Here is a 25,401-nt window from a genome sequence, read left to right as displayed (position 1 = left end):
TCGCCGTCACAGCCGCTGCGAGTAGTACTCGATGATGAGCTGAACCTCGATCGGGAACGGGATGCTCGTCTCGTCCGGCAGGCTGTTCACGCGCGCCTGCCGGGCGTCCTTGTCGACCGCGAGCCACGAGGGAGCTTCCATGTCCGCCCTCGCGAGGCCGGCCACGACGGTCTGGTGGTCACGCCGCTGCTCCCGCACGCTCACCGTCTCTCCGGCGCGGACGCGGTAAGAGGCGATGTCCACGCGCTTTCCGTCGATGAGCACGTGCCCGTGGGTCACGAGCTGTCGCGCGGCCGGGATGGTGCGCGCGAAGCCCGCGCGGAAGATCACGTTGTCGAGCCGCCGCTCGAGCAGCTCGATGAGCTTCGCCCCGGCGGCCATCTTGCTCCTGCGCGCCTCGAGCATGAGCGTTCGAAGCTGCGTGTCGGTGAGGCCGTAGTTGAGCCGGATCTTCTGCTTCTCGCGGAGCCGCAGGGCGAACTCGCTGAGCTTCTTGCGGGCCTGGCCGTGCTGCCCGGGGGGATAGGGCCGACGCTCGGTCTTCTTCGCCGACAGCCCGGGGAGCTCGACCCCGAGCGCGCGCATGACCTTCACGCGAGGTCCTGTGTAACGGCTCATGTGGAGGCCCTCCCCGGAGACACGCGCGCGTCGCGAGGGCAGATCGCGGCGCCGTCCGGCGCCGGTGCGTCAACGGATTGCTGGATGTTCATCGAGATCCTTTGTCTTCTTTCCTGATCCTGTTCTCGAGGGTTCACACGCGCCGGAGATGGCGGAGGATGGGGAACTGGGATTTCCGAAGGAATCGCGCGAGCCCGTTCGTGGTCCGGACCCGGGCGCCGAGCGGCTCGGGGTAGTCGTCTTCGTCGAGGACCCGCAACCACGGGAACGTCTCGACGCCGCCCCCCTCTCGGTGGAGCTCGACGTGGCGCACGCCCCTGGCCGTGGAGGGACGAAGGCGGAGGCACGGGGTCGCGTCGAGCAGGAGCTCCACGCCTGTCGCGAGGCGCAGGGAGGCCTGGGTCAGGAAGGCGGAGATCCGCTCGGGGCCGAGCTGGGAGAAGAGGCCGAGGCCGAGGATCAACGTGGGCCAGCCGTGCGCCTCGGAGAGCTGATCGATCCAGTGGTCGCAGCCAGGGGACGCGGCGGCCAGCGCGTACCGCGGCGTCCGGGGGGCGCGCCGGAGCTTCCATGCGATCACGCGGGGAACGTCGATCTCGATCCAGTGGAGCTGGCCATTGTCGACGCGCGAGAAGCGAGTGCACGGCCCGGAGAAGAGCCCGATGGCCAGCCCGTCCGGGTGGCGGCGGAAGAAGTCGCGCACGACGTCGTCCACCAGGCGCGCGCGGGTCGCGAGCGGGCGGAGCTCCTGTTCCGTGAAGCCCGCGCGCTCGACGTCGAGCACGCGGGCGAGGCGGCGCGCTTCGTCGTCGTGGAACCCGAGGTCCGGGAACGCGTCGGCTGCGTAGGCGCACGCGGCGACGCCTGCGAGCTCGCGTCGAGCAAACGAGGGGGCTGCATCGATGTTGAAAGTCATTTTCATTTTCATGACAGATCCGTCTGTCTCTTGTCAAGCCGAAGAGCACGACCTCACCCAGGTTGACCGACGACCTCACCCAGGTTGACCGGCCACGCAGGTTGACCGACGACCTCACCCAGGTTGGCCAGCGGCGGCGATGACCTCACCCAGGTTGAGGTTGACCAGCGGTGTGCCCGCTCACCGGGCTGACACGCCAACCACGGTGAGCCCGCTCCCAGGCCGCTGCGCGACGCGCGCCAGCCGCGGTGAGGCCCGCTACCGCCCTCTCCCGGCGAGGGCGACCGCTCCGGGGCCTCGTTCGCCCCGCCGCTCGTTCGAGCGGCGCGTCGGGCGCGTCGGACCGGTCCAGCATGGCGCGCCCGCCGCCCTCATCGACGTTGCCATGGCCCGTAGCGCGCGGAGCTCGATATCGTCGGCGATGCGCTCTTCGAGGAAGCGCATCGGCGAGCCCGGCGTTCGCGCGCTCGCCCAGAGGAGCGCCGCTGCGTCCCTCGCCGGCGCTGTGGCCCGCGCGAGAGCCCAGCGCCCCGCGAGCTCCGAGACGCAGAGCCCCCGGTAGCCGGACGCCTCGTCGACCAGCGCGGCGTCGAGCGCGCGCGCAAGCCGGCGCGCCGCGCGGGCGTTCGTCAGCACGGCGTCGATGAGGACGCGCAACGCCTCGCCGGACGGCTCCTCCGCGACCGCACCGTCCTCCCTCCCGACCGCGGCGCTCACCAGGACGCCGATCTCCCCGCTCGAGAGCGCGAGCGCGACGATCAGCCGGAGGACGCGCGGCGAGCAGTGCCACGGGCCCAGGCCGGCGAGCCCGAGCGCGGCCCTCGCCCGCGGGAGCGAGCCCACGAGCGCGGCGTCGAGCTGCGGGCCGTCGCTCCCCCACCCCCGAAGAGCCGCGGCGCGAACGCGGCCGCTCGACGCCGACGCCGCCGGCCCCTTCACGAGCGCCTCCCCCCACCGCACGCCACCCCACGAGAGGCACGGCACCCAGCGCCGCGACGCTGTCGCTGCCGCCAGAAGGCATCGACGCCGTCCTCGACCCCCGCCAGCGTGCGCCCGAAATTGATAATGAACATCATTTTCAAAATGAACTTACGGCAGCGTGGAAGGAGGGGTCAAGAATTTTCGCGGCGGGGGCGACCCGTCCCGGGTTGGGGTCAGCCTCTCCGATCGCCGGGCCGCCGCATCACGGCCGCCAGGCGTACGGCGGCGCGACCGTCACCTCGGCCACGAACGAGACGCCGGTCCAGTCGCCGGGGACGAAGCCGTAGAATGTATTGCTCGACTTCGACGTGGCGACGAACTCGACATCTCCGAGCAGCCGCGCCGTCCCGGAGACGGACTGGCCGCCGCCGAACCAGCCGAGCGGATAGAACGTTGTCTGCACGACCGCCGAGCCGCTCACGTCGAAGTCGCGCGCCTGAATGCCCGCGCCGCCCTGCCCGACCAGGCTGAGCGCCCCGATCCGACCGCCGGAGATCGTCCCGTTGACGATGGTCGCGTGATCCTCGACGCGCACATCCCCGCTCACCTCACCGCCGAGGATCCGGGCGTAAGGGCCGACATAAACGCTCGACGGCGTGCCCGGGGGCGCGCAGCCGCCGCCGTTCGAATGCCTCACCGCGCCCGCCGGACACGCCTCGACCTGACCGTCCTGGAACCCGGCGGGCCAGGCCCCATCCACCTGCACCATGTACGGATAGCGATAGATCGAGGGGTACGCCGGCCCGTCGGACGGATTCGTCCAGACCAGCTTCTGGTATTCTGTCGGCGTCGCGACAACGACCAGATAGACGTTCTCGCCCGGGCTGACGCAGAAGCTCAGCGCGCCGTCGGCCCCTCGCTGCAGCGGGCTGTAGCGCGCCCTTGTCAGATCCGGATCCGTCGCCACCAGGCCCCAGCGCCACCCGGACTCTGCGTCGGCCTGCGTGACCCCCCGGAACTCCACCTGCACGCTGGTCGCGCCCGGCTCCGGGTGCAGGCGCACGACGTTGTACCCCCAGCGCTGCGGCGCCCAGTGGTACGGCGAGACGAAGCGGCGGTCCTGGGCCCAGTCCGCGTCGAGCGCCTCGAGCCGGGTGAGCCGCAGCCGCCGTTCCGTGCGGCCGCGCGAGGTGGGATCGGTCTCGATCGACCCGTACGCCTGGCGATACACGCTGGAACGATCGGCGCCGTCGGTCGGCGGCGGGTCCTTGTAATCCCAGGTGATGTTGTGCATCGCCCACTCGCCGAACAGATCGTTGAGCTGCTCGATGTCCCACCCCCGGCTCAGCATGAGCTTCTGCCACGGGTCGCGCTGGCCGCTCGGGGCCTCGAAGGCCCACATGTCATTGACGGCGCCATGGCAGTGCTTGTCCTTCAAGAACTCGAAGAACTGCCAGTTGCAGTAACGGTCGCGCGTGTTGCCGTAATAGAGGTGCGGCATGTTCGGCAGCATCTCCGAGCAGTGCACGTCGTCCCGCCAGATCTGGTGCGGCATCCAGTTCGCGTGGCTCTCGAAGATCCAGCAGCCGACGCCGCCGCACTCCGGGAATGCCTGGGTCGTCGACTGCACGCCGTGCATGAGCTCGTGAGCGAGCCCCCACCGATCCCGCGCGGCGCCGGGGCCGATCCACATCCCCATGTAGCTGATGCCGTTGCGGGTCCAGCCGCCTCCCCAGAGCGGGAAGTCGTTGTCGAAGTGGACAGCGGCCTTCCACTTGTCTGCCGAGCTGCAGTACGGCTCGGGGAAGAAGATCGGGCTGCCGAAGTAAGCGCTCCAGATGCCCTCGAGCGTCTCCGCCGCCGCTTCCGCCTGGCCCAGCGTGATGTCGGTGCCCTCTGGCCAGTAGATGGCGAAGTGCTCGGACTCGTGGCGCAGGGGCGCGCGCGTCTCGCCGCCGTCGCGCGGCGCCCTCCACGTGCCTGCCGTGCAGCTCTCCCGCGTGGCCTGACAGCTCGTCGCCCACGTCGTGCTCGTCGTGCCCTCCTGGCAGGCGCCTGGACCGCCGCCCGCGCCGCTCGCCGAGGCGCCCCCGCTCGCCGTCGTACCCGTCGCGCCTCCGCTGGAACCGGCGCCCGCGATCGCGCCGGCGCCTGCGGTCGCCCCCGCGCCGCCGCTGCCGGACGCGGACTCCACAGCACGCTGCTCCGAGGGCTGACCGCACGCAAGGAGGATCCCGGCGATCGCGAGCGCCGAGCCCTTCGCGAGCCGCTCCTCGAGCGACGCGCCCAGCCTGCGCCGAGCGCCCGCTCGCGCGCGGCTCGTCCAGGCGGACGTCTCGGGGACGGCACGACTGCGCAGCTCCGGTGTCCCATGAGCCCGTTCAAGCATGCTTGTATCCTCGCCCGGAGCTCGCTCGGCAGGCAAAGCAAATCAAGCCTTTGTGAGCCTCCGCTTCATCCACGGCGCGGAGAACAGGTCAGGGTGAAAGCCCTGGTTCATCCGCGCCACGACGACGGCGCCGAGAGGACGAGCCGGCACGACGGCTTAGCGCCCATCCCGCCGTACCCCTTGCGCTCGGAGCGGCCAGGAACCAGAGAGGACGGCACTGCCGTGCTCCAGTGCGCCGACAGGCAGGAGCTCCTCCGCGCAGCAGATCGAACAGACAGTCCGCATCGCGCGCGAGCTCGGCCGCGAGCTCGCGGACGGCAAGGACGCGCGCCGCATCGACAAGATCGGCGAGACGTACAGGAGCGTCGACGAGACGCTGGCGAAGCTCGGCCATGCGCCCAACCGACGGCGGGCGAGCGCGGTGTGCCGCTGCGCGTGGCGACCTCGCGCCGGGACGGGATCCGGGGGAATTTGATGGAACATGCAGTCCGCTTTCACCAGACCGGCGGGCCGGAGGTCCTGCGCTGGGAGGATGTCGACGTCGGCAGCCCGGGTCCCGGGGAAGCCCTGGTCCAGCACGTCGCCGTCGGGCTCAACTTCGCCGACGCCTACTTTCGTAGCGGGCTCTATCCCGTACAGCTCCCCAGCGGGATCGGGGTAGAGGCCGCCGGCGTGGTGAAGGCGGTCGGTGAAGGCGTCACGAACGTCGCGCCCGGGGACCGGGTGACGTACACCGGCTTCCTCGACACGCTCGGTGCGTACTGCACCGAGCGGATCCTGCGCGCGGCGCCGTTGATCCGGCTGCCGGACGGCATCAGCTACGAGACAGCCGCGGCGATGACCATGCGGGGACTCACGTCGGCCTACCTGATGCGCCGCATCTGGCCCCTCAAGGCAGGCGACAGCATCCTGCTGCATGCGGCGGCGGGCGGCGTGGGCCTGATCGTCTCGCAGTGGGCGAAGCTCCTCGGCCTCATGGTGATCGGCACGGTGTCGACCGACGCCAAGGGGGACATCGCTCGCGCCCACGGCTGCGATCACATCATCCATTCCGGACGCGAGGACGTGGCGAGGCGCGTGCGCGAGCTGACGGGCGAGGCCGGCGTGTCGGTCGTCTACGACGGCATCGGCAAGGACACGTTCGCTGGCTCGCTCGGCTCGCTGAAGCGGCGCGGGCTGCTCGTGTGCCTGGGCACGGCCTCAGGCCCGGTCCCACCGCTTGACTTGACGCAGCTCGCGGCCAAGGGATCGGTGTTCGTCACGCGCCCGGCGCTCGCGGACTACATCGCTGATCCAGCGGAGAAGCGCGAGCTCGCGGGCGAGCTGTTCGGCCACGTCGCCGCGGGGCGGATCCGGATCGAGATCCACCAGCGCTACAGGCTGGAGGACGCCGCGCAGGCGCACCGTGACCTCGAGGCGCGCAGGACGACCGGCTCCTCGATCTTCGTCGTGTAGCGCGTGAGCTCGACGGTACACCGTCGCGCCCACACCAGCGGAACCAGGAGGACCAGAATGACCAGCTCCGCACCCACCCGAACGGGCGCGGCCTGCGCGCCGACGCGCGGCCCCATCCAGGTCGAGCCGCTCACCTGCACCATCGGCGCCGAGCTCCGCGGCGTCAGCCTGGCCGACGCCGCGCGCGACCACGCGCTCTTTGCCGAGATCAGGGCGCTCCTGTTGAAGCACCGGGTGCTGTTCCTGCGCGACCAGGACGTCACCCGCGCCGACCACGTCGCGTTCGCGCGACGCTTCGGCGACCTCGAAGACCACCCCGTGGCCGCCAGCGATCCCGATCATCCGGGTCTGGTTCGCATCTACAAGGACCTGGACAGCCCGCCGGAGCACTACGAGAACGCGTACCACTGCGACGCGACCTGGCGCGAAGCGCCGCCGATGGGCTGCGTCTTGCGCTGCATCGCGACGCCGGAGGTCGGCGGCGACACCATCTGGGTCAACATGGTCGAGGCGTACAGCCGCCTGCCCGAGCACATCAAGCAGCAGATCGCCGGGCTGCGCGCCAGCCACAGCATCGAGGCCACCTTCGGTGCCGCCCTGCCGATATCGAAGCGCCGCGCGCTCAAGATCAGCTACCCCGACGCAGAGCACCCGGTGGTGCGCACCCATCCGGAGACCGGCGAAAAGGTCCTGTTCGTCAACAGCACGACCACACATTTCGTCAACTTCCACACGCCGGACAACGTGCGCGTCGGCCAGGACTTCGCGCCCGGGGCGAGCCAGCTTCTGAGCTACCTGATCAGCCAGGCGGCGATCCCCGAGTATCAGGTCCGCTTTCGCTGGAGGAAGAACAGCGTCGCGATCTGGGACAACCGCTGCACCCAGCACTACGCCGTCCAGGATTACTGGCCTGCGGTGCGCAAGATGGAGCGCGCCACGATCATCGGCGACCAGCCCTGCTGACAGCGTCTCCCCCGCTCCTCCCGGCTCACCGGGCCAGCGCCGGCTCCACCTCGATCGGCGCGGCGGGGCGTCACCGCGCGGCGCGCACAGACCGACAATCATCGCCCCGATGCCGCTCAGAGCTCCCATCTGGGATCGGACAGGCCCCCACGCCAGCTTCAGCGACGGAGAGACCGCACGCAGCGCCTGCCGCTACATGCGGTCGGAGAGCAGCAGGCCGAAGCTCGAGGCAAAGACCAGCCAGGCGGACGTCACCGCCCGGCTCGCTGGCGGCGCGGACGCCGGGCTATGCAGCCAGCAGCGCGCGCAGGGCGGGGCTGATGACATCCGCGATCGCGCAGCGGCGCGCGGCGGCCATGACGGCGTCGTCGGGGCGCCCGTGCGCGGCGAGGGCGGCAGCGGGGGCGTCCGCCGCCGCGGCGGCCGGCGGGGGCGCTGCCAGGGCCGCCTCGAAGGCCGCCGAGACGGCCTGGCGCACCGCGTCTCCGCCGGTCTGGAGCGCCCAGGCCACGAAGCGCCACGCGAGCTCGGCGTGCCGCGCCTCGTCCTCGGCGATCGCGGCGAGGGCGCTCCGGACCGCCGCGTCGGTGGCGTGCGCGAGCTGCTCGCTGGCCTGCACGGCGGCGAGCGTCTCGCCGACGCAGCCCTCGCGGACGGCGCGCGCCGCGAGCTCGGCGAGATCCGAGGTGACCTCGACGCGGCCCCCGAACGCGAACGGCGCCGGCTCGAGCGCCGCGCCGGCGTAGGCGCTCGCCAGCCCGAAGCAGAGCGCTGCGTGCCGCACCTCGTCGCGCGCTGCCTCGTGCGCGGCGTCGAGCATCTCGGCGGGGGCGCCGACCGCCATCATCTCCAGCGCGAACCGCGAGAACGAGGCGACCGAGGCGTGCTCGAGCAAGGCGTCGCGGAGCCACGCCTCGGCCAGCGCGGCGCGGGTCGCCGGCGTGAGCGGCGCGACGTCCGGACGCGCCGCGGCGGCCCCCCATGCGCCCGCCGCGCGCCGCTGCGCCAGCGCGGTGCGGGCGCGATCGCCCACGAGGAACGGGCGGCCCGAGCCGCCGCAGCTCGCGGCGAACTCGTAGCAGCACTGGCCGCCTCGCGGGACACCGCCGCCGAGGCTGCTGTACCAGCACCCGGCGGGAGGCCCGGGGACGTCCGGGTCCATGGGGTCGAGCGTAGGACATGCGCCCGTGTACACGCCGCCTGCGCCGCCGGAGCCGCCTGCGCCGCCGGAGCCCCCCGCGCCGCCCTGCCCTCCCTCGCCCAGGAGCTCTGGCGCGACACACACAGTTCCTTCCTCCGTCCACGAGACGCCGCCCGCCTGGACCGACGTGACGACCTCGGGATTGTACCCGCCTTGCGCTCCCTCACCGCCCATCCCTCCAGGCGCTCCCGAGCCATCGTCGCTGCGCCCGCCGCCGCCCTCGCCGGACGGGCGATCGTGGATGACGCTGGCGCTGCAGGCGGCGCCTCCAGCAGCCATGCCGAGCGTTGCTGTGGCGAGGATCGCGCGTGTCAGACGATGGGCGAACGCGCTTCGGAAGTGAGCCATGGAGGGGGGCGGGCTGGTCATGAAACCGCCTCGTAGCAGAAGATGTACCAGCGCGAGATCCGCAGGAATTCAGCGTCTCCGCGGCAAGGGACCCGGCACAGCCTGGCACAAAGTCTGTCTTCCTGGCACGCGGCCGCAGCGCTCCCGCGCCGCGTCGCCGAATGAATCAGACGGTGGCGCGGCCCGGCGCGCTCTCGAAGGAGAACACCCGCCAAGCATTCGGCTCGCCCGGACGCGTGGACTCTGTCGCAGCGCCCTTCGTGAAGTCCGCGATGACGCCGCTCCAGAACGCGAGAGCACCCCGGTTCCCTTCGGAGACGCGCACCGTCCACGTGCCGGGGAGACCGCTCCACAGCAGGAACGCTGCCCGACGACCCACACCGGAACGGCGGTATCCGCGGAGGACGAAGAACTCGGCGATATCGAGGACGTCCGGGTCCTCCGCCGCAGGTGAACCGCGCGTCGCCAAGACGAAGCCCGCGACGCGCCCGCCGCATCGGATGATGAAGGCAAACCGCCGATCCCGCTCGGACCCGTAGAGAGGGAGCCTGGGGTAGCCGAAGCGCCCGTCCGCCCCCAGCTCGATCCCGGGGAACAGATCGCTGAGATCGTGAATGTACAGCTCGAGAAGGTTGGACAGCAACAAGGCGTCGGACGAGGTCGCCGCATCGAGAGAAGCTGTCTGACCATCGCTCATATCCGACTCTTCGCCCCGACCAACGACGCACCGGATCTTTGCAGCAGCAACGCAACAGCGATTTACGCCGGAATGCGGGACACAACGCTTCGCGGTCACGTGGTGACGAGGCGCTGGATGCCCTGGACAACGGCCGCGGGCGGCGCTCCTCGGCTCAGCCGAGGAAGCCCCGCGCCCGGGCGATCGCCTCGATCGCCGGCCTCCGCCGCTCCATCTCCTCGACGTCCTTGACGGGGAGGAACCGGGCCGCGAGGCCGTCGCGCGGCACGCGCAGGAACCTGGCCGGGAGCCCGAAGGTGATCTCGTTCAGGATGCGCTCGAACTGGATCGCCTTGCGCTCGCCCACCTTCTTCTCGACCTCGACGTAGACCCAGTCCATCGCGAGCGCGCTGAGCGCCTCGGCGCTGGCCAGGAAGGTGTTGGTGTTGAAGACGGGCACGACCTTCGGGTCGAAGCTGGTCGGCAGCCGGAAGTCCTCCGCGATCACCGGGCGGCCGTTCCATCGCATCGGGCCGCCGCCCTTGTCGCCGCCCTTGTCGACCACCTCGACGGTGAGGGGCCCGCCGTGGCCGAGGTGCCAGCCGAGGATGACGGGATCCACCGTCGCGCCGAGGTTGTCGAGGTTGGCGATCCACACCGTCTTGCCGCCGCGGGCGATGAAGCGGCCGAGGATTCCGCTCTCCCGGAGCGCGTCCGGGAGGTCGCCGTGGCCGGTGGCGTAGACGCTCGGCTCGCCGTCCTCGTCGAGGAACAGCTCACCCTCCGGGGTCAGGCGCAGCGAGACGTGCTGCTCGAACGTGGCGCAGACATCGCCCTGCGCGTCGAGGCGCGGGCCGAGCGCCGCGCGGATCGGCTCGCTTGTCGCCTCGCTGGTCATCAGCCACAGCGGCACCGGGACGCCCGTCGTGCGCCGGAGGTGATCGCTCTCGGCGAGGCGCAGGTCGAGGAACGTCCGGCCGGGCAGCACCTCCACGAGCGCCTTGACCACGCCGCCCATGCGGGTGGCCATCCCGCCGGCGAGGACGCAGAGGGCGACCTCGCCGCGGCGGAGCGCGTCGAGGCCCGCCTCGCGGCAGCGGGCATGCTCGGGCGTGCCCTCGGCGGGCAGGCCGACGACATCGCCGGGCGCGGGCGGCTCGACCGTGCCCTGGAGGCGGTTGCGGGCGTCGCGGTCCTTGCCGATCGACGCAGCCCACCGGGCGACGCGGTCGGGGTCGAACCCGCGCGCCCGGAGGCGGGAGAGGAGAGGAGCAGGGAGCGCGGCGATCTGCTGAGCGAGGGAAGACACGGTATCTTCAAGAGCACGATGCGATGCGCGAGGCAACAGCATTGTGCGGCGGCTCGTGGAACGAGCGAGCCCTCCAGAGGCGCTGCTCCGCGGCGCGCGCGATGCGGCTCCGGGCAGGGCTGGATGGGTCGTAGGCTGATCCCTGAGGGGCATTCGGCGAGCCGAGATCCGGCTTCGCGGAGGAGCGAGCTCCACCGCTGGCTGGCTGGCGCCTCCACCGCGTCCGTGGCTGGCGGCGTCGGGCCCGTCGAGCCCTCTTGACGGCCGCGCGACGCACGCGAGAACCTGGCGGCCAGGGCGCCGCGGCGCGACGCGAGGGACGACGGCATGATGAACATCGCTTACGCCGTGATGGACGGGTATCAACAGCTCATCGACGCGCAGCGGGAGGTGGTGGACGAGAGCGAGGTGCTCCGGCGAGAGTTCGCGCGGCTCGACGCGGAGTTGACGGCGGTGAGGTGGAGAGATCCCGAGGTGGACTGGGCGCGCTTCGACGCGGTGCTCCCGAAGGCCTGCTGGGACTACGTCGAGCGGTCGACCGAGTTCTTTGCATGGCAGGATCGGCTTCGCGACATCGGAGCCCGCCTCGTGAACCCGGCGGAGCTCATCCGCTGGAACAGCGACAAGCGCTATCTCCTCGAGCTGCGTCGAGGCGGCGCGAGCGTCGCGCCGCTCCTGTACGTGGAGCGGGGCGAACATCGCGATCTCCGGGCCGAGCTCTCGTCGCTCGGATGGGGGGAGATCGTGCTCAAGCCCGCGATCTCCGCGGGCGCCTACAGGACGCTCCGCGCGAGCTCGCTGGACGCCGCGGGGGCGCTCGATCACGCCGAGACGATCCTGCGCGACTCGGGGCTCCTGATACAGCCGTTCTTCCCGGAGATCCCGCGCGACGGGGAACTGTCGCTCCTCTTCTTCGGCGGCGTGTTCAGCCATGGGCTCGTGAAGGTGCCTGTCCGCGGCGATTTCCGCACGCAAGCGAGGTTCGGCGCGACGGTGACAGCGAAGGATCCGCCGCCGGCGCTCCTCGATCAAGCAGCCGCGGTCCTCGACCTGCTGCCCGGGGAGGCGACCTATGCTCGGGTGGATGGATTCGTCCGCGAAGGACGGCTGCAGATCATCGAGGTGGAGCTCATCGAGCCGTACCTGTACCTGGAGCACGGCGGCCCCCTCGCGGCGCGCCGGTTCTGCGAGGCGATCCTCGCGGCGCTGCGCTGAGACGGGGAGCCTGCCGGCTCGCCGTCTCCCGGGGTGGCCCGCCGGGCGGCCCGGCCCGCGCTCACCCGAGGATCCGCAGAAGGATGTTGAGCGAGACGAGCACCGCGAACATCGCGCCGCACACCAGCGCGGCCTCCCTGGCGGACACGCGCACGGAGACACGGCTGTCCTCGGCCCGCGCGGCGCCGTACAGCGCGGCGGACGCGCCGATCACCATGTAGAGGACGTCCTTGTACGCCCACGACAGGAAGAAGATGCCGATCAGCGCGCCGCACAGGCTCACGAAGATCGCCGGCGCGAACCGCCTCGCCGCGGGGCCCACCTCGATGTCGCCGAGCCAGATCGCGAGGGGCACCTTGAGCGACGCATAGAGGACGAGCGCAAACAGGCACATCCCGAGCAGGCCCGTCTCGGCGGCGGCGAGCATGTACGAGTTGTGGGCCGTCAGGCCGAACGACGACTCGTCGCCGAACTGCCCTGCGCCGACGCCGATCCCCTTCGTGCGCCGGATCATCTCGAAGGCCTCGCGGAGCAGCGCCACGCGCTCCTCCGAGCTCTCGGTCGCCTCGTCGCCGCTCCGGCCGCCGATCAGGAGCATGGGCGGCCCGACGAAGCAGGCGGCGACGACGCCCAGGGTCCCGCTCCGCCGGATGAAGGTGAGCCCGAGGACCGCCAGGTACACGATGAGCCCCGAGCGCGAGCGCGACATGACGACCGTCGCGCCGATCGCCACGACGACGGCCGTCACGGGCAGCGCTCGCAGCGCCGAGGCGACGCGCGAGAGCAGCCGATCGGTGAGCAAGAGAGGCAGCGTCGGCGCGGCGCGCGCCCGGCGGGGAGGCGCGGGCGCGCGTGGGCCGGCGCCGGCGGGCGGCGCGCTGTCCGGCGGACGCGGGCGGCCGCCGCGCGGCTTGCGGGGCGCGCGCGGGGCGGCGCGCCGCTCCGCGAGCGCGATCGCGAGCGGGATCGACATGCCCGCCATCAACGAGAGCTCGTTCGGATCGGCGAGCGAGCCGCGGTAGCGGACGCGGCCGTCGATCGTCGACGTACCGAGCGGCCCGGGGCGCTCGCACCGGTAGTTGCCGTCGGGGACGGGCGGATCCTTGCGGCAGTCGAGGTTGGTGTCGCACGGGCGTCCATCCGGATCGAGCTCGCCTCTGCCCGCCCAGTCATCGGGCTCGGCGAGCATGCAGCCGTAGGGCTGGAACGCCTGCGTGATCGCGACCGCGGTGGTGAGGACGGCGCAGCCGACGAGCGTGATCGCGAGCGCGCGCAGCCCGCGCGGCGAGGCGGCGGCGAAGGCGACGGCGAGGAAGACGCCCGCGACGGTCGCGAGCTGCATGCCGCGCTCCTCGAGCGCGGCCGGGCGCTTGAGCGCGGTGGTCAGCGCCGCCCAGGCGAGGAACGCGATCGCATAGACGATCTGGGGGGCGAGCGCCGGCCTGAGCCGCCGCCACACGACGTCGAGGGCGACGCAGAGGAGGGTGAGCCCGAACGCCGCGTGCACGAGCGGAATCCCCGAGAGCTCGGGGATGAACTCCTGCGGCTTGATGATGACGAGCGCGCACAGCGCGCACACGACCCACGCTGCCATTGTGTGGCGCGCCGTGCGCCGCGCGCGGGCCGCCCGCGCCCCGCCCTCGTGACGGCCGCGGAGCGGCGCCCGGCGCAGGCGCGATGAGGCGCGGCGCGCATTCCCCCCTTCAGCGCGACGGATCTAGCACTGTGGGTCCGACCGGCACGCGGGAAGCGCGCCGGTGCGCGCGCGAGGAGCAGGCGCGAGGCGCGGCGGCGGGATCGGGGCTTGCTGTGCGCGGTGACGTCGACCCCGCTGTCGCGTCGATCACGTCAATCACGCCAATCACGTCGAGGAGGCTGGAAACCGCATGTGGTCTCGCTGTGTCCGGATTGCCCTTCTCTGCTCCGCGCTCGGGGTCCTCGTGGCGCTCTCGGGCTGCGGCGCGAGCGCGCCGCGGGTCGACTTCGAGGCGGAGCGCCGCGCCACGAGCGCCTATGCCGTCGGTCCGGGCGACGTGCTGGAGGTGCGCGCCTGGAAGAACGAGGCGCTGAGCCACCGCGTCACCGTGCGGCCCGACGGGTTCATCACGATCCCGCTCGTCGGCGACATCATGGCGTCGGGGCGCACCGTCATGGGGATCGCCGAGGAGATCGCGAATCAGGCGGCCAGGTTCTACCACGAGAAGCCGGTCGTGAGCGTGGAGGTGGCAGAGCTCCACAGCTACCGGGTCTACGTGATGGGCGAGGTGTCGCGTCCGGGCGAGTTCACGCCGAGGGCGCAGATCACCGTGCTCCAGGCGCTCGCCCTGGCGGGCGGGTTCACGCGCTTCGCCGATCCCGACGAGGTGGTGATCGTCCGGCGCGACGCGCACGGCGAGCGCCGGATTCCGTTCGTGTTCGAGGACGTCGTCGGCCAGGGCGACCTCCGCGGGGACCTGCCGCTGCAGACGAACGACACGGTGGTGGTGCCGTAGATCGGCGCCCGGCATTTTGGCATCCTGGGAGGATGCGCCCCGACGCCACGCTGCCGCTCCTCGCCGCGCTGGCGCTCGCGGTCGCGTGTGCCCCCTCCGGCCCGGGCAACGCGGCGCCTGCCGGCAAGGCCGCAGCGCCGCCTCCGGCCTCGCCGGCGCCCGCGGCCGGCGCGCCTCCTGCCCCGGGAGGCCCTGTGCCTACCAGCAGCGCCGCTGCCACGGCGGCACCGGCAGCGTCAGCGCGCGGCGCGCAGGTCGATGCCCCCTCCCCGGCCGCGCCCGAGCCGGCCCCCTCCATCACGGCCGACGAAGCCGAGGCGATCCTGTTCCCTGAGGACGCCGCCGCGCACCAGGCCGGCATCGACGCCTGCCGGCCCGGCCATGCCGGGGCCGCCGGCACGCCCTCGCCGGAACACGAGCGCGTCCGCTGTCTGCTCGCGCTCCGCTACCAGGGCGACGCGCAGGCCGCGGCGAGCGCTACCGCGCTCTTCGACGGGAACGGCAGCGTCGCCGGGCTGGAGCGGGAGCACCTGATGGACGGCGGCTACCGCGGCACGCTCCACCTCGTCCCGGAGCTGCCTGTGCGCGCGGAGCGCCGCCACCTCGAGTGGACGGCCGCGGCGATGGCCGACGTCGACGCTCTCGTCGCGGATCTCGCGGCCGCGGCCAGCTCACCCGTGCGCTATCGCCACCGCGCCCTCGCGCTGCGGTACTTCCGGTCCGTACGCGCGCGGACGCCCTCCGCCTACGCCACGGGCTGGACGGTCGCCTACAACCTGGCCGGCTCGCTCCACCGCTCCGCGGACGCGGTGCGGGAGACGCTCTTCCACGAGATCTTCCACCTGAACGACAGCGCGCACGGCGCGTGGTCGCAGGCAGCGCTCGCGCCGATCTACGACCGCATCGTCGCGCGCTGCGGGACGAGGATCTCGTGCCTCACGCCGTACGCGCCGAACGAGACGCTCGTGAAGGGGGGAACGTACTACGCGTTCCAGCCGGGCAACGGCGTGGGCGAGTACGCCGCCGAGCTCGCGATCCGCTACTACCGCGAGCAGCGGGCGGCGCTCCGCGGCGAGCGGCTCGGCGAGGCGCCGTTCAAGTGCGGCCCGCCGGAGAACGCGCGGGCGTGGTCGCTGCTCGCGGCCGAGTTCTTCGGGGGCGCGGATCGCGTGGCGCCCTGCCACGACGGCGCGCCTTCAGCCCCTCCGCCTCGGCCGGGCGCGGCGCGTTGACACGCCGCCACGGTCCGTGGCCCCCGCCCGCCCCCTAACCGAGGCGCTCCCGGATCCACCCCGCGATCAGCTCCGCCGCCGCCTGCCGGTGCCCGTGCAGGAAATGCGTCGCGCCACGCAGCTCCACATAGCTCCTGTCCGGCGCCGCGCTCGCCTCGAAGATCTCCCGCGCTTGCCGCCCCCGGATCTCCGTGTCCGCCGTCGCGTGCACGACAAGCGTCGGGATCGTCACCGCGCGCAGGCTGTCCGCGAGCCGCGCCCTCGACGACAGGCTCGACCACGTGGACAGCCACGCTCGCGCGGTCAGCGTCCGCGCCACGCCGCCGTATCCATGGTTCGCCAGAAACGGATCCGGCGACGCGAAGATCGACCCCATCGCGCGATCATCCGGCTCGATGGTCAGATCCAGGTACGCCGGGTCTGCCACCGTCCTGTACACCGTCAGGTACCTGCCGAGCGCGCTCCGCCGCCGCAGCCGGTTCCAGTCGGGATGGCGCGCCTCCATCCCCTCCATCGCCCTCTCCGCCTCGGCCTGCGCCTCGAGCGCCGCCCGCGCGATCGCGTCGATGCGGGCGACCCGCGCCCGCTGCGCCGCTCGATAGCGCGCGAGCCACGCGCGGTCGTACCTGCACGGCTCCGGCCAAGGCCGCCAGCCGTTGTCCGGCGCGTACATGTCGAGCGACGGATCGACAGACAGGGGATCTGCCTCCTCCACCACCGAAGGATCGATCGCCTGCTCCAGGAACACCCCCTGTCCCGGGTGCGCCGCCAGCGCGATGAACGCGTCGCCCAGCCTTCGCCCCTCGGCCGCCGCGCCCGCCTCCGCCAGCGCGAGCAGCGAGCCGCCCCCCGAGTTGCCGAGCAGCACAACGGACTCCGCGCCCCGCGCCCGCGCCGCCTCCACCGCTGTCTCGACGTCGAGCGCCGCCTTCTCGTGCAGACAGTCGGTGTCGTTGTTCACGTAGCGCGTCGCGAACCCCAGCGCCGCGATCCCGCGCGCCGCGAGCAGCGGGCAAAGGTAATGGACCGAGAAATCCGCCCGCGGGTGCGCGAGCACCGCCGCCACCTTGAGCCGGCCGCCCGGCGGCGTCCAGAGCAGGCCCCGCACCAGCGCGCCGTCGCTCCCCACGGCCACGACCGGCTCCCGCCCGAGCGAGACGGCCGGATCGTCCTCGGGCGAGGGCCAGTATCCGGCGGACGCCGGGCGGCGCCCGTGCCCCAGCATCGCGTCGATCGGCGGCGCGCTCATCACTGCACCTGGGGCCGGTGGACGATCACGGGCCGCCGCAGCTCGAGCGGCGGCATGGGATCGAGTAGCGCGCGCTCCGCGTCCTCCACCTCCTCGGCCGAGAAGGCCCGGAGCGTCTGACAGAACTCGACCATGATGCCGTTGGGATCCATCGTGTAGATCGACCGGCAGAACTCGTGATCCATCTCGGTCACCTCCATGCCGTGCGAGAGCCACCGCGCGAGCATCTGGCCGTAAAACTCGACCGTCGGCGCGTCGAAGGCCAGATGGTTCATCCACACCGGCAACCCCAGCCCTGTCGAGAGGTCCGTCCTGAAGCGCCCCTCCAGCGTCGCTTCATGCGGATCCCAGAACGCCAGGAGCGGACCATCCGACCCGCTCGTCCGATAAAAGGCGTGCCTCGCCCAGCCCCCATCGCGGCTGCCCTCGTACGGAACGGCGATGACCTTGACGAGACGGAACCCCATGACCTGGGTATAGAAGCGGTGTGTGGCGGCCATATCCCCGGTCGCCAGCGCGATATGATGCACCCCCATCGTACCCCCCGTGTGTGCGCGAGGAGCATGTCAGAGCGGGCATGCTCGTTCAAGGTGAACGCCGTCCGAGGATCGTGGGTCGTCGATCGGAGCCCACGAGTCACGGCCGCGATCGTCCGCAGCGCGACAAGACCGCTTCGTTCCGAACGGCGAGAGGCCTCGCCGGGTTCGCGCCATGGCCGATCGCGCGATCGTGGCTGACACGACGCCGGCCGGCGCTGCCCCGACGCGCCCCGGGCCAGCTCGCGTCGTGGCGCACGCAGCTCCTCGGGCGCGTGCGCTATCCTCCGCGCACGCCATGTTCGACGGCGACGTCGTCTTTGCATCGATCCCCGTGGCCCTCATCGCCTTCGGCTGCTCGCGCGGCGTGCCGCGCGACGATCTCCTCCGCGCCGCTGGAATCGCGCCCGAGGCGCTCGACGCGCCCGACGAGCTCGTGCCGTATGGGTCGCTCTTCTCGCTGTGGGAGCTCCTGCTCCAGCGCTTCCCTGGCGAGCCGCTCGGGCTCCAGTACGCGCGCTGGATCCCGGTGTCGGTCGTGGGCATCGTCGGGCACGTACTCCGCCACAGCGAGACATTGCGGCAGGGGGTCGCCGCCTACGGCCGCTTCTGCCGCCTCATGGACCCGTACCTCCGCATCACGCTCGAGGAGCACGGCGAGGTCGTCCACCTCGCGCTCGAGCACGAGCCGCGCGTCGTCGCCCTGGCCGAGCCGATCGAGCTGATGATCGCGGCGCTCGCGCGCTTCATTGCGCTCTACCTCGACGGCTCCGCGCGGCCGATCGAGGCCATGTTCCGCCACCCTCGCCGGCACCCGCCGTCGCTCTACGAGGAGGCGCTCTGCGCCCCGGCGCGCTTCGAGGCGGGCGCCGCGGGCCTCGTCTACGACGCGCGCGTGCTCGACGCGCCGGTCGTCGGCGCGGATCCCCTGGTCCGCGATTACCTCGTCCGCCAGGCCGAGCACCTGCTCGCCACGCGCGCGGCGCCGGCCAGCGCCGCGCCCCTGGCGAGCACGGCGCCGCTCGACGCGCGCGTGCGCGCCCGCATCGACGAGCGGCTCGACCGCGGCGACGCGGACCAGGAGGGGATCGCGCGCTCGCTGGGCATGAGCACGCGCTCGCTCCAGCGCGCCCTCAGGGACCTCGGCACCTCGTTCACGGCGCAGCTCGACGAGGTCCGGCGGCGCAAGGCGCTCGACCTCGTCTGCCGGCGCGATCTCGCGCTCCAGGAGATCGCCTTCCTGCTCGGCTACGGCGAGCCGCGCCACTTCTACCGCAGCTTCCGCCGCTGGACCGGCACGACGCCGGGCGAGTACCGGCGCACCTGCGCCCGCTAGCGCCGCGCCGTCCAACCATGAGGGAACCGCTGCGTTCCGGCGCTCTCGCCAGGGGCAAGCGGCGGTGGATCGCGCCGCATCGAAGGCCATGGCCCGAACGCAGGCCCGACCGGCGGCGCACGACGGCCGGGTCGCCGCTGGCCTCCATCGGCCAGCGGCGCGTCCGGACGTGACGTCCTGCGAGAGCCCCGCAGGAGCGAACGGCGTGAGGGCCGTGGCAGCTCTCGCATGAATACGGGATGAACGCAGCGCTGCTGCCGAGCAACGAAGGCGACACGACCGAATGCACTGGACGTCGTGGTTCGAGTCCTAGGGGGCGCCTCTGCGCCTCGTCCGTCCTGGCCATCACAGCCCTTGCCTCCCTCACCGCGTGCGACCCCATCGACGGCGGCGGCGCAGCAGGCACGGCCGCCGGCGGCGGCTCTCCAGGGGAGAGCACCGGCGATACCGCAGCGGGCGCGGGAGCATCGTCGAGCGGCCACGGCGATGCCACCGGCTCCGGCGGCCACGGCGGCGGCTCGATGGGGGGCGGAGGGCCGCACGGCACGTGTGTGCCGGGGTCGATCGTCGCCTGCTACACCGGTCCCGCCGGAACCAGCGGCGTGGGGCGCTGCGCTCCTGGGACGCAGACCTGCCGTCCGGACGGCTTCGGCTATGGCGCGTGCACAGGCGAGGTGACGCCCGCACCGGAGCGCTGCACCACGCCCGAGGACGAGAGCTGCGATGGCGAGCCCCACTGCCCTCAGCCGCCGCCGTGGGCGCGGGGGTTCGGCGCCGCTGCGAACGACGCGGGCTCTTCCATCGCGAGCGACGCGGCCGGCAACTACTATGTCTCGGGCACGTTCAGCGGAACCGTCGACTTCGGTACCGGCCTTCTGACCAGCGCCGGACAGTCGGACATCTTCTTTCTCAAGCTCGATCCTTCGGGCTCGGTGCTCTGGAGCATGCGCATCGGGGCCGCTGGCCCCGACCGCAGCGGCGCCGTGACCGTGGACGGGAGCGGCAACGTTTTCCTCACCGGACTGTACAACGGCAGCCCCGAGCTGGACGGGTGCCTCCTCCCCTATACGGACGGGTCCTACTTCGTGGCCGAGTTCGATCCAGACGGCAACCCTGTCTGGAGCGATAGCGGCCATGACGCCACGGACTGGGCGTCCATCGAGCAAATCGCCATCGATGCTCGTGGGAACATGTACCTCGCCCTTATCCGGTACGAGTCCGCCGTCCTCGCGAAGCTCGACGCCTCGAGCAAGGCCCTCCTCTGGACGCAGAGGATCCCCGCAGACCTCTCCCGGGGCGCGCGGCTCGCGCTCGACAGCGCCGGCAACCCTGTGATCGCGGCGACCGAGAGCTCGAGCTCTTACAATCCGCGCACGTTTCTCGTCTCCAAGTACGCTCCGACAGGCGATGTGCTCTGGCAGCGAACATTCCTGTCCAGCGCGCGCGACGGGGACTCGACGGCGCACGCGGTGGCGATCAACGAGGCGGACGAGATCTTCGTGACGGGCACAACGGATGGCACCATCGATTTCGGCGGCGGGACCCTCCCCGGCGGCCACGTCCTCGTCAAGCTGGACGCCGCAGGCGAGTACATCTTCAGCCGCTCGATCCGCTTCGGCCACAGGATCGTGATCGACCCTGCAGGCGACCTGGTGGTCGCCGGACGCGGCCTCGCGACGCTCGACGCGAGCGGGACGGAGCTCTGGTCGATCAACTTCGATGCCGATGTACAGGATGTCTCCTTGTCCTCGACCGGCACGATCGCTGTCACCGGCGGCGGCTCGGCGGGCGGCGACCCGCCTGCGACGTGCGTGCCCGGCTCCGTCGTCGCGTGTTACACCGGCCCCGACGGGACCCGGGGCGTCGGCCGCTGCGCTCCCGGTACGCAGACGTGTCTCCCCGACGGTGCCGGGTATGGTCCCTGCGTCGGCGAGGTGACGCCCACGGTGGAGGTGTGCGCAACGCCGGAGGATGAGGGCTGCGACGGCGACACCGATTGTGCTCCGCGGCCGCCGTGGTCGCGGGGATATGGCGGCACCGGCGCCGACGAGGGCGCTTCGATCGCGAGCGACCCCGCCGGCAACTACTACGTCATCGGCACCTTCGAAGGTACCATCGATTTCGGCGCAGGCCCTCTGACCAGCGCTGGCGGGCGGGACATCTTCCTGCTCAAGCTCGATCCCGCGGGCGCGTTGCTCTGGAGCAAGCGATTCGGCGTCATCTTCGACGAGGTCGGCCGCGCCGTGGCCGTCGATGGAAGCGGCAACGTCTTGCTTGCCGGCACCCACCTCACCAGCGAGACGGTGGCAACGAGCTTCGGCGGCTGCGGGATCGTGACCCCTTACCAAGGCGAAGGGGGCTTCGTCGCCAAGCTCGACCCCGAGGGGAATCACATCTGGAGTCGGGGTTCGGTCTCGCCAGACGCCGCGCAGTTGGAGCGACCTTTCAAGCAACTCGTCGGCGACGCGCTCGGCGACGCCTATGTGACTTTCACCGTGACCGGCAGGTTCGAGACCACGCCCTCCCTGGCGAAGCTGGACGCGGCCACGGGAGACATCCTCTGGAGTCAACCGCTCGCGGCGGCGATCCCGGCCCACGCGGATCACGAGCAGCAAAAAGATGAGGTGCTCCTCGCGATCGACAGCGCCGGCGACGTGGTCACGACGAGCGCGTCCATCGTCCCCGTCTCGAACTGCCCCTGCGTGCATCAGCTCACCATCCAGAAGCTCACCACGACCGGCGACGTGCTCTGGAGCCGCCAGTTCAGCCCCTCGATCTCGGCTCCGCCCGCGGCCGGTATCGGCGCGTCGGCCTGGGCGATGGCGGTCAACGCCGCGGACGAGATCCGGCGGCGCCACCTACGAGGCGAGCATCTCGGTCTTCGGGCTTCCGCACGGCGAGCACGTCCTGACCGTCACGGCGTCCGACGTCACGGGCGCCAGCGCCTCCGCTCAGCGCACGGTGTTCATCGACGCTCCGCCTACCGTCCAGATCCTGGCGCCGAGGCACGAGACGGTCGCCCATCCGACGCTCCGGGTCGCCGCGGCCTGCGTCGACGATCACCCGGAGGACTGCACGGTCCGGGTCATGGCTGACATCCACGGCAGCTCGCTGGATTCGGTCGAGATCGCGCGGGGCACGTCGGCCGTCGACACCGTGGTCGACCTCCGCGCGTTCGACGGCAAGACCGTCAACCTGCGATTCACCGTGCTCGACACCTGGGCCAGCTCGTTCCTCCAGGGAGCCACGGTCCACGTCGAAGGCAGCCCGCTGCTCACAGCGGTCGATGACGCGCCCGGCCGGATCCTCGACTTCGATGCGTCGCGCATCCTGTTCATCAACGCGGAGACGGAGTTCGCCGTGCTCGATCGGGCGACCCGGACCATCACGCGGCTCATGACGGTGCCCTATCCGTACTGGCTCAACGCCTCGTCGAGAGCGCTCCTCACCCGCACCGGCGCCGTGATGGAGGTGCCGGGAGTGGCCAGCACGGGCGTCCGGACCGCCGTGTACGAGTGGCGAGACGGTGCCCTGCTGAGGCTGGCGGCTCAGGGCCGGATCGCGTTCGTGAGCGGCGATTACTTGGCTTATTCGGGGAGCGGCACCTACCTGCGCAACCTCGCGTCGGACACCGACGAGCTCGTGCTCAGCGCCACGCTGGATCCGGTGAGCTTCGATGTTGCCGAGAGCGGGCTCCTCACCTATGTGGATGGCCGCTCGCTCTACACGCACATGGCTGGAGTAAGCACGCTGCTGCTGAGGAGCGGGGATGAGATCACGCGCCCCGTGACGGACGGGCTCAACGTGGTCTTCACGAAGAGGGTCGATCGCAACGTGTATCAGCCCCTCCTGGCCACGCCGTCCGGGGAGCTGCCGCTCGGCGTCGCTCCGGTCGCGCAACCCGCAGGCACCGATACAGGTGCCTACCAGCTCCACGGCGGCTACATCGCTTTCCTCCGGGGCGCGTACCGCTCGGAGCAGGTCTGGTTGAGGACCCCGACCGGCGAGCAGCACCAGATCAGCTTCTTCGCCGCCGCCAGCCGGCTCGACGACCCACCTGGGCGCCTCGGCCACGACGGCATCAGCGACGCCGGCGAGGTGATGTTCCTCAACCCGCCGAAACGCTACCTGGGCGCCCCGGGAGCCGCTCCGCGCGAGATCAGCTCGCAGCTTGGACACGCGCGCTGGTTCCAGGGCGCCTGGTACGTGGTCATGGGGAACACGCTGTTCCGCGTCGACGATGGGTCGAGCGGGACAGGCGGCGAGGGCGGATCTGGTGGCGGCGCAGGCGGCACGGGCTCCTTCACCGACGACGGCGGCATGACCTCCTTCGCCGGCAATGGCGACGCAGTCCGGGTGGGCTCCTTCGCCGGCGCGTCCTCCACAGAGACGGGCGGAGGCGCGCGCATCGACGTGTCGAGCACGGGGATCGGCGGCGCGGGCTCGGGTGTGTCGACCTCTGCCACGGTGGGCTCGTCCGAGCGTCCGGTCGGCGAGCCGCCGATGTCCGGCGGGTGCGCTGTAGCGGCACGCCAGCCCGGGCTCGACCGAGCGCTGGAGGCCGTCGTCCTCGCCACACTCGCTCTCGCCATGGCGGCACGGGCGAGAGGTGACCGTCGACGTCCGAGGTGCGCCGGCGGTCGACCCTGATCGCGTGAGACAGGGGCCCGCGCGTCAGGGCAAGTCGATCATCGAGCGGCGGCGCGCCCCGCGCGGATCTCACGCCGCGGCTCGCCCTCGCACGACCGATGCTGTCGACACACGGGTTCTCCCGGAGTTACGTGATTGGACCAGAGCCCGTTTCGCTATCTGCGTGTCCTTGACGCGCAGCCGAAATGGCTGCTCGCAGCTTGCCAGTCCGCGTGGCGCGCAGTAGCTCCAGATTCGTCTACAATGCGTTGCGTCACCCCAGGCGGAGGACCCTGGAGGCGCTGATCATGGAACGGCAGACCGAAGGCAAGGCAACTTCCCCCCGTTCGCCCAGCAGCTCCTTGGGCGGCCCCGCCACCCCGCAAGCCGGGCCTGGCGCGATCCGTCGCAACGTTGGCGCCCGGCGCCGCTGCCGCGGCGCCGCGCCGTGGCCATCGTTGCGTTGCTCCCGGTGAGGCGCCGCGCGCCGCCGGGGGCGAGCTCCTCCCGAGGTACGCCATGAGCCACCTTCCCCGAGGCCCGCAGGGCCGACTTCGCACGACCTACCAGTTCCTCACGCGTCCGCTCGAGCTCCTGTTCCGGTGCGCCGACACCTACGGCGATGTCTTCAACATGCCGATGTACAACGGCGACGTCGTGATCGCCGGCAGCGCCGCGTCGGTGCAGGACGTGATGACGGCGCCGCCGGAGACGTTCGTCCCCTACGCCGTCAAATCGATCGCCCCCCTCCTCGGGGAGCACTCGCTCCTCGTGCTGTCGGGCGAGCGCCACAGGCGCGAGCGGAAGCTGCTGACGCCGCCGTTCCACGGCGATCGCATGCGCGCCTACGCGGCGATCATGGCCGACACAGCCGCCCGCCGCTTCGCCGAGGCGGCGCGCGCGCCCCGCGCCGTCGCCCAGGAGATCACGCAGGCGATCTCGCTCGACGTCATCATCCGCGCCGTCTTCGGCGTCGAGGAGCCGCATCGCACGCGCGCGTTCGCCCGCGCGGTCGTCGCCATGGGCGACGCGGTGACCCCGGCGCTCGCCTTCCTGCCGCTCCTGCAGCGCGAGCTCGGCGGCTTCGGCCCCTACGCGCGCTTCCGCCGGCGCGTCGAGGCCCTGGAGGCCCTCTTCCGCGACCAGATCGAGCGGGCGCGCGCGGCGCCGGGCGACGACATCCTGAGCCTCCTGGTCTCGGCCCGCTACGACGACGGGTCGGTCATGAGCGACCGGGCCATCTTCGACCAGCTCCGGACCCTGCTGTTCGCCGGCCACGAGACCACCGCGCTCGCCCTCGCCTGGGCCCTGGATCACGTGCACCGCCACCCCGACGTCCTCGCGCGGCTGCGCGACGAGATCGACGCCCTCGGCCCGGAGCCCGACCCGGAGCGCCTCGCCGCGCTGCCCTACCTGGACGCTGTGTGCAAGGAGGCGCTGCGCCTGTACCCGATCGCGACCGAGGTCCCGCGCCTCGTGGCGCGGCCGTTCCGCCTCGGCGAGCACGAGCTCCAGCCGGGGACGGGCGTCGCGCCCTGCATCCTTCTCGTGCACCACCGCCCGGAGCTCTACCCCGAGCCGTCCCGGTTCAGGCCCGAGCGCTTCCTGGAGCGCAAGTTCTCTCCGTTCGAGTACCTGCCGTTCGGCGGCGGCAACCGCCGCTGCATCGGCGCGGCCTTCGCGATGTTCGAGATGAAGATCGTGCTCGGCGTGGCGCTCTCGGCGTGGCAGTTCCAGCTGCTCGACCAAAGGCCGCCCCGCCCCGTGCGGCGCAACGTCACGCTGGGCCCCGCGGGCGGCGTCCCTGTCGCCCTGCGCGCCCGCGACAGCGGCGCCCTCCGCGCCGCGTGACGCTGGCCACGCCTCCTGTGCAGGAGCGCACACGAGGCGTCCCTTCGTCGACGCCGACAAGCCCA

19 protein-coding genes and 1 pseudogene are annotated in these 25,401 nt (G+C 71.9%); 10 read left to right on the top strand and 10 right to left on the bottom strand.

The features are described from left to right. Positions 1-6 precede the first annotated feature (6 nt). The 4 genes from rpsD to WMF42_RS14990 form a co-directional block, all read right to left on the bottom strand. Positions 7-618, bottom strand: coding sequence for a 30S ribosomal protein S4 (rpsD, locus tag WMF42_RS15005; RefSeq protein ID WP_061611533.1), 612 nt, complete (start codon positions 616-618; stop codon positions 7-9). Positions 619-751: 133 nt separating this feature from the next. Further along, on the bottom strand, positions 752-1,540 hold the full coding sequence (locus WMF42_RS15000) for a class I SAM-dependent methyltransferase (RefSeq protein WP_437692598.1): 789 nt from the start codon (positions 1,538-1,540) through the stop codon (positions 752-754). A gap of 252 nt (positions 1,541-1,792) precedes the next feature. Continuing rightward, on the bottom strand, positions 1,793-2,518 hold the full coding sequence (locus WMF42_RS14995; RefSeq protein ID WP_437692596.1) for a hypothetical protein: 726 nt from the start codon (positions 2,516-2,518) through the stop codon (positions 1,793-1,795). A 199-nt stretch (positions 2,519-2,717) separates the two neighbouring features. Beyond that, complete coding sequence (locus tag WMF42_RS14990; protein ID WP_437692594.1) at positions 2,718-4,844, bottom strand: DUF6055 domain-containing protein; 2,127 nt, start codon at positions 4,842-4,844, stop codon at positions 2,718-2,720. Between the two features lie 244 nt (positions 4,845-5,088). On the opposite strand from WMF42_RS14990, the pseudogene WMF42_RS14985 reads away from it, so the two are divergent. The 3 genes and pseudogenes from WMF42_RS14985 to WMF42_RS14975 form a co-directional block, all read left to right on the top strand. Further along, positions 5,089-5,319, top strand: a pseudogene (locus WMF42_RS14985) (hypothetical protein); the annotation flags it as partial. Then, complete coding sequence (locus WMF42_RS14980) at positions 5,319-6,299, top strand: quinone oxidoreductase family protein (protein WP_437692592.1); 981 nt, start codon at positions 5,319-5,321, stop codon at positions 6,297-6,299. The pseudogene WMF42_RS14985 and the gene WMF42_RS14980, both read left to right, overlap by 1 nt. Positions 6,300-6,356: 57 nt before the next feature. Then, positions 6,357-7,262: a TauD/TfdA dioxygenase family protein gene (locus WMF42_RS14975; RefSeq protein ID WP_437694278.1), complete on the top strand. Its 906-nt coding sequence runs from the start codon at positions 6,357-6,359 to the stop codon at positions 7,260-7,262. Positions 7,263-7,548: 286 nt separating this feature from the next. Here WMF42_RS14975 and WMF42_RS14970 read toward each other — a convergent pair whose 3' ends face one another. The 3 genes from WMF42_RS14970 to WMF42_RS14960 all read right to left on the bottom strand — a co-directional run bounded on the left by WMF42_RS14970 (position 7,549) and on the right by WMF42_RS14960 (position 10,796). Continuing rightward, positions 7,549-8,742 (bottom strand): ferritin-like domain-containing protein, encoded by a 1,194-nt coding sequence (locus tag WMF42_RS14970; protein WP_437692590.1) that lies wholly within the window; start codon positions 8,740-8,742, stop codon positions 7,549-7,551. A gap of 235 nt (positions 8,743-8,977) precedes the next feature. Further along, the gene (locus WMF42_RS14965) at positions 8,978-9,508 is read right to left on the bottom strand and encodes a GNAT family N-acetyltransferase (RefSeq protein ID WP_437692588.1); all 531 of its coding nucleotides are present in this window, start codon (positions 9,506-9,508) and stop codon (positions 8,978-8,980) included. 154 nt (positions 9,509-9,662) lie between these two features. After that, entirely contained in the window at positions 9,663-10,796 is a 1,134-nt protein-coding gene (locus WMF42_RS14960; RefSeq protein ID WP_437692587.1) for a UTP--glucose-1-phosphate uridylyltransferase, read from the bottom strand. Positions 10,797-11,123: 327 nt separating this feature from the next. On the opposite strand from WMF42_RS14960, the gene WMF42_RS14955 reads away from it, so the two are divergent. Continuing rightward, positions 11,124-12,011: an ATP-grasp domain-containing protein gene (locus WMF42_RS14955; protein ID WP_437692585.1), complete on the top strand. Its 888-nt coding sequence runs from the start codon at positions 11,124-11,126 to the stop codon at positions 12,009-12,011. A gap of 61 nt (positions 12,012-12,072) precedes the next feature. Here WMF42_RS14955 and WMF42_RS14950 read toward each other — a convergent pair whose 3' ends face one another. Further along, positions 12,073-13,605 (bottom strand): O-antigen ligase family protein, encoded by a 1,533-nt coding sequence (locus WMF42_RS14950; RefSeq protein ID WP_437692583.1) that lies wholly within the window; start codon positions 13,603-13,605, stop codon positions 12,073-12,075. 292 nt (positions 13,606-13,897) lie between these two features. Between WMF42_RS14950 and WMF42_RS14945 the strand changes: the two genes are divergently transcribed. After that, positions 13,898-14,503, top strand: coding sequence for a polysaccharide biosynthesis/export family protein (locus tag WMF42_RS14945; protein WP_061612738.1), 606 nt, complete (start codon positions 13,898-13,900; stop codon positions 14,501-14,503). Positions 14,504-14,535: 32 nt separating this feature from the next. Next, on the top strand, positions 14,536-15,735 hold the full coding sequence (locus tag WMF42_RS14940) for a hypothetical protein (protein ID WP_437692582.1): 1,200 nt from the start codon (positions 14,536-14,538) through the stop codon (positions 15,733-15,735). 34 nt (positions 15,736-15,769) lie between these two features. Here WMF42_RS14940 and WMF42_RS14935 read toward each other — a convergent pair whose 3' ends face one another. Then, positions 15,770-16,984 (bottom strand): alpha/beta hydrolase, encoded by a 1,215-nt coding sequence (locus tag WMF42_RS14935; RefSeq protein ID WP_061612740.1) that lies wholly within the window; start codon positions 16,982-16,984, stop codon positions 15,770-15,772. Next, entirely contained in the window at positions 16,984-17,520 is a 537-nt protein-coding gene (locus tag WMF42_RS14930) for a VOC family protein (RefSeq protein WP_063815989.1), read from the bottom strand. The genes WMF42_RS14935 and WMF42_RS14930 overlap by 1 nt, the downstream gene beginning before the upstream one ends. Positions 17,521-17,818: 298 nt before the next feature. Between WMF42_RS14930 and WMF42_RS14925 the strand changes: the two genes are divergently transcribed. The 4 genes from WMF42_RS14925 to WMF42_RS14910 all read left to right on the top strand — a co-directional run bounded on the left by WMF42_RS14925 (position 17,819) and on the right by WMF42_RS14910 (position 25,336). Beyond that, positions 17,819-18,856 (top strand): AraC family transcriptional regulator, encoded by a 1,038-nt coding sequence (locus WMF42_RS14925; RefSeq protein WP_437692580.1) that lies wholly within the window; start codon positions 17,819-17,821, stop codon positions 18,854-18,856. A 239-nt stretch (positions 18,857-19,095) separates the two neighbouring features. After that, positions 19,096-21,951 carry a hypothetical protein gene (locus WMF42_RS14920; protein WP_437692578.1) on the top strand — a complete coding sequence of 952 codons (2,856 nt, stop codon included), beginning with the start codon at positions 19,096-19,098 and terminating at the stop codon, positions 21,949-21,951. Continuing rightward, entirely contained in the window at positions 21,944-23,506 is a 1,563-nt protein-coding gene (locus WMF42_RS14915; protein ID WP_437692576.1) for a hypothetical protein, read from the top strand. Before WMF42_RS14920 ends, WMF42_RS14915 begins: the two co-directional genes overlap by 8 nt. Before the next feature lie 498 nt (positions 23,507-24,004). Then, positions 24,005-25,336, top strand: a complete 1,332-nt coding sequence (locus tag WMF42_RS14910; protein WP_437692574.1) for a cytochrome P450 — start codon at positions 24,005-24,007, stop codon at positions 25,334-25,336. The last annotated feature ends 65 nt before the right edge of the window (positions 25,337-25,401 follow it).

Origin of the sequence: Sorangium sp. So ce176 (assembly GCF_051519835.1) — a bacterium.
Taxonomy (GTDB): domain Bacteria; phylum Myxococcota_A; class Polyangia; order Polyangiales; family Polyangiaceae; genus Sorangium; species Sorangium cellulosum_G.
Note: the sequence above shows the minus strand (reverse complement) of the source record. Positions and strands in the feature narration are given on the sequence as shown.

Coding starts and splice junctions, on each gene's coding strand:
- rpsD (WP_061611533.1), bottom strand. CDS start 618: ATGAGCCGTTACACAGGACCTCGCGTGAAGGTCATGCGCGCGCTCGGG.
- WMF42_RS15000 (WP_437692598.1), bottom strand. CDS start 1,540: ATGAAAATGACTTTCAACATCGATGCAGCCCCCTCGTTTGCTCGACGC.
- WMF42_RS14990 (WP_437692594.1), bottom strand. CDS start 4,844: ATGCTTGAACGGGCTCATGGGACACCGGAGCTGCGCAGTCGTGCCGTC.
- WMF42_RS14980 (WP_437692592.1), top strand. CDS start 5,319: ATGGAACATGCAGTCCGCTTTCACCAGACCGGCGGGCCGGAGGTCCTG.
- WMF42_RS14975 (WP_437694278.1), top strand. CDS start 6,357: ATGACCAGCTCCGCACCCACCCGAACGGGCGCGGCCTGCGCGCCGACG.
- WMF42_RS14970 (WP_437692590.1), bottom strand. CDS start 8,742: ATGGCTGCTGGAGGCGCCGCCTGCAGCGCCAGCGTCATCCACGATCGC.
- WMF42_RS14965 (WP_437692588.1), bottom strand. CDS start 9,508: ATGAGCGATGGTCAGACAGCTTCTCTCGATGCGGCGACCTCGTCCGAC.
- WMF42_RS14955 (WP_437692585.1), top strand. CDS start 11,124: ATGATGAACATCGCTTACGCCGTGATGGACGGGTATCAACAGCTCATC.
- WMF42_RS14950 (WP_437692583.1), bottom strand. CDS start 13,605: ATGGCAGCGTGGGTCGTGTGCGCGCTGTGCGCGCTCGTCATCATCAAG.
- WMF42_RS14945 (WP_061612738.1), top strand. CDS start 13,898: ATGTGGTCTCGCTGTGTCCGGATTGCCCTTCTCTGCTCCGCGCTCGGG.
- WMF42_RS14940 (WP_437692582.1), top strand. CDS start 14,536: ATGCGCCCCGACGCCACGCTGCCGCTCCTCGCCGCGCTGGCGCTCGCG.
- WMF42_RS14935 (WP_061612740.1), bottom strand. CDS start 16,984: ATGAGCGCGCCGCCGATCGACGCGATGCTGGGGCACGGGCGCCGCCCG.
- WMF42_RS14930 (WP_063815989.1), bottom strand. CDS start 17,520: ATGGGGGTGCATCATATCGCGCTGGCGACCGGGGATATGGCCGCCACA.
- WMF42_RS14925 (WP_437692580.1), top strand. CDS start 17,819: ATGTTCGACGGCGACGTCGTCTTTGCATCGATCCCCGTGGCCCTCATC.
- WMF42_RS14920 (WP_437692578.1), top strand. CDS start 19,096: ATGAACGCAGCGCTGCTGCCGAGCAACGAAGGCGACACGACCGAATGC.
- WMF42_RS14915 (WP_437692576.1), top strand. CDS start 21,944: ATGGCTGACATCCACGGCAGCTCGCTGGATTCGGTCGAGATCGCGCGG.
- WMF42_RS14910 (WP_437692574.1), top strand. CDS start 24,005: ATGAGCCACCTTCCCCGAGGCCCGCAGGGCCGACTTCGCACGACCTAC.